Source organism: Sutterella sp. (assembly GCF_030539355.1).
GTDB lineage: Bacteria > Pseudomonadota > Gammaproteobacteria > Burkholderiales > Burkholderiaceae_F > Sutterella.
The window spans coordinates 22,812-25,514 of the sequence record NZ_JAUNSF010000032.1 but is presented as its reverse complement, the minus strand read 5'-3'; the positions used below and the strand labels follow the sequence as shown (position 1 = coordinate 25,514).

At 68.6% G+C, this 2,703-nt stretch carries 3 protein-coding genes; 2 read left to right on the top strand and 1 reads right to left on the bottom strand.

Going from position 1 to position 2,703, the window contains the following annotated elements:
- On the top strand, positions 1-196 hold a 196-nt coding region (locus Q4F91_RS06545), incomplete at its 5' end, for a hypothetical protein (protein ID WP_303335970.1).
- Between the two features lie 17 nt (positions 197-213).
- Entirely contained in the window at positions 214-1,101 is an 888-nt protein-coding gene (locus tag Q4F91_RS06540; RefSeq protein ID WP_303335968.1) for a LysR family transcriptional regulator, read from the top strand.
- 39 nt (positions 1,102-1,140) lie between these two features.
- On the opposite strand, the gene polA is transcribed toward Q4F91_RS06540, so the two are convergent.
- Positions 1,141-2,703: DNA polymerase I (gene polA, locus Q4F91_RS06535; RefSeq protein ID WP_303335966.1), on the bottom strand; the 1,563-nt coding region annotated here is incomplete at its 5' end.

Below are 2,703 nucleotides of genomic sequence, written 5' to 3'. Positions count from 1 at the left end.
GGTCAGGGGAATCGTCACCGCAACGGCCGCTGCGCCGACGAGGATCGTTCTGCGCGAGATCTTGGTCATGGTCTCCTCCTTTGTTGGGAAACGTATTCAGGATCTGTACGGCATCCATTTTAGTTCGGAAACTGAACTTTTGCGGCATCAAAGTTTAATAAAGCGTAACCGGCTGGAATTCCTAATTTTTTCCTAATTCTTCGGCAGGACACCATGGACCAGATCAATGCACTGCGCACGTTTCGTCACGTTGCAGCGACGCTCAGCTTCACCCGCGCGGCCGAGCGGCTCGGCACCTCGCGCGCGGCCGCGACCCGAACGATCCGCGAGCTCGAGGACGCGATCGGCGTAAGGCTCTTCAACCGCACCACGCGCTCCGTGACGCTCACCGCGGAAGGCGAGCGGGTGCTGCGCGAGGCCGAGCAGGCGCTTGCCGCGACGGACGCGATCTTCTCGAGGCGAAGGCACGACGCGCCCCTCTCGGGGACGCTGCGCGTGGCCGCGTCGCTCGCCATCTCCGAATTCATGCTCGCGAGACGTCTCGAGGAATTCCAGGATCTGCACCCGTCGCTCCGGATCGAGCTCATCGCCTCCGCGGCGCTCGTCCCCTTGGTCGAGTCCCGGATCGACATCGGCTTTGAGGTCGGCCTCGTGCCGAGGCCGGGAGCCGCGGTCCGCGCGATTGGAAAATGCCGGAGTCTGCTCTGCGCCTCGCCCGGATACCTCGGGCGGCACCCTGCCCCGGAGACCCCGGAAGCGCTCGCCGGGCACGAGCTAATCGCCCTCGGGGAACGGGACCGCTGGACGCTCGCCCGAGCCGGCGAGACGAAGCGCATCGACGTCGACTCGATGCTCGCGCTCACGAGCGCGCAGCTTGCGCTCGCCGCCGCCCTGCGGGGACGCGGCATCGCCTGCCTGCCGGACCTCGCCGTGACGGGGCCCCTCAAACAGGGCGAGCTCGTACATGTGCTCCCCGGGTGGACGCTTCCCGTTCTGGAGGTCTGGGCGGTCTTTCCCACCGAGCGCCTCATCAGCCCTGCGGCCGCCGCGCTCTGCGAGTTCGTCGAGGCCGGGATCGCGGAAAAAACAGGGGCGGCCTGAGAGAGACCGCCCCGCCTGCATTGATTCCCGATCCCCGCGTCAGTGAGCCGCGCCCCAGTTGGGACCGGTGCCCACCTCGGCGATGAGCGGCACCGAAAGGGTCGCCGCGCCGGCCATGATCTCGGGGAGCTTTGTCTTCACGATCTCGACCTCCCCGGGCGGAACCTCGAGGACGAGTTCGTCATGCACCTGGAGCAGCAGCTTCGCCTCGAGCTTTTCCTCCGCGAGCCAGGCGTCCACGGCGATCATCGCGCGCTTGATGATGTCCGCGGCCGTGCCCTGCATCGGCGCGTTGATCGCGGCGCGCTCGGCGCCGGCGCGCACCATCGGGCGGCTGCTGCGGATCTCGGGGATCCAGAGCCGGCGGCCGAAGGCGGTCTCGACATAACCCTGCTCGGCGGCGATGCCGCGCGTCTCGGTCATGTAGCGCTTCACGCCGGGGAAACGCTGGAAGTACTGGTCGACGTAGGCCGCGGCCACCTTGCGGTCGAGGCCGAGCTGCTGCGCGAGGCCGAAGGCGCTCATGCCGTAGATGAGACCGAAGTTGATCACCTTGGCCATGCGGCGCTCGTCGGGCGTCACCTTGTCGAGCGGCACGCCGAAGACCTCGGACGCGGTCGAGCGGTGGATGTCCTCGCCGCGCGCGAAGGCCGCGAGCAGCGCCGGATCCTGCGAGAGGTGCGCCATGATGCGCAGCTCCACCTGGGAGTAGTCCGCGTCGACGATCGTCCAGCCCGGACGCGGGAGGAACGCCTCGCGGATGCGCCGGCCCTCGGCCGTGCGGGCCGGGATGTTCTGCAGATTGGGGTCCGAGCTCGCGAGGCGCCCCGTGACGGCCACGGCCTGGCCGAAGGTCGTGTGCACACGGCCGTCGCGGTCGATCATGCCGGGAAGCTTGTCAAGATACGTGCTTTTGAGCTTCGTGAGACGGCGGTGCTCGAGGATGATCTTCGGGAGCGGATAGTTGAGCGCGAGCTCGGTGAGCACCTCCTCGTCGGTGGAGGGGGCGCCGGAGGCGGTCTTCTTCACGACCGGGATGCCGAGGTCCGTGAAGAGAATCTCGGCGAGCTGCTTCGGGCTCGCGAGGTTGAAGCTCCTGCCCGCGGCCTCCTCGGCCTCGCGGGCGAGCGTCTCGATGCGGCCGGTGAGCTCGGCCGACTCCCTGGCGAGCAGCGTCGCGTCGAGCGGAATGCCGAGCGCCTCCATGCGGAAGAGCACCGGCAGGAGCGGCCGCTCGATCTCCTTGTAGACAGGACCGAGCGTCGCGTCGGCCTCGATGCGCGACATGAGCACGGAACCGGCCGCGCGGACGGCGGCGGCCTCGTCAGCGAGCAGCCTCGCCGTGTCGGCGGGCTCCGTCTCGCGCCAGGTGCGCCGCTTCGCGCCCTTGCCGAAGACGTCTTCGCGGGCGGGGATCTGGCGGAGCAGCGCGCGGTACGTCACGCGCTCGAGCTCGTGCTTCAGGTGCGCCTCGAGCGTGTAGTCCATCAGCATCACGTCGTCGATCCGGCCGCCCGTGCGCACGCCCTGCGCGGCGAGCGCGTGGAGCGCGGACTTCGCGTCATGGAAGAGCTTCGGCGCGTCGCTCTCGAGCCAGGGCTT

Excerpts from the sequence above, each read along its gene's own strand:
- Q4F91_RS06540 (WP_303335968.1), top strand. The coding sequence starts at position 214 with ATGGACCAGATCAATGCACTGCGCACGTTTCGTCACGTTGCAGCGACG.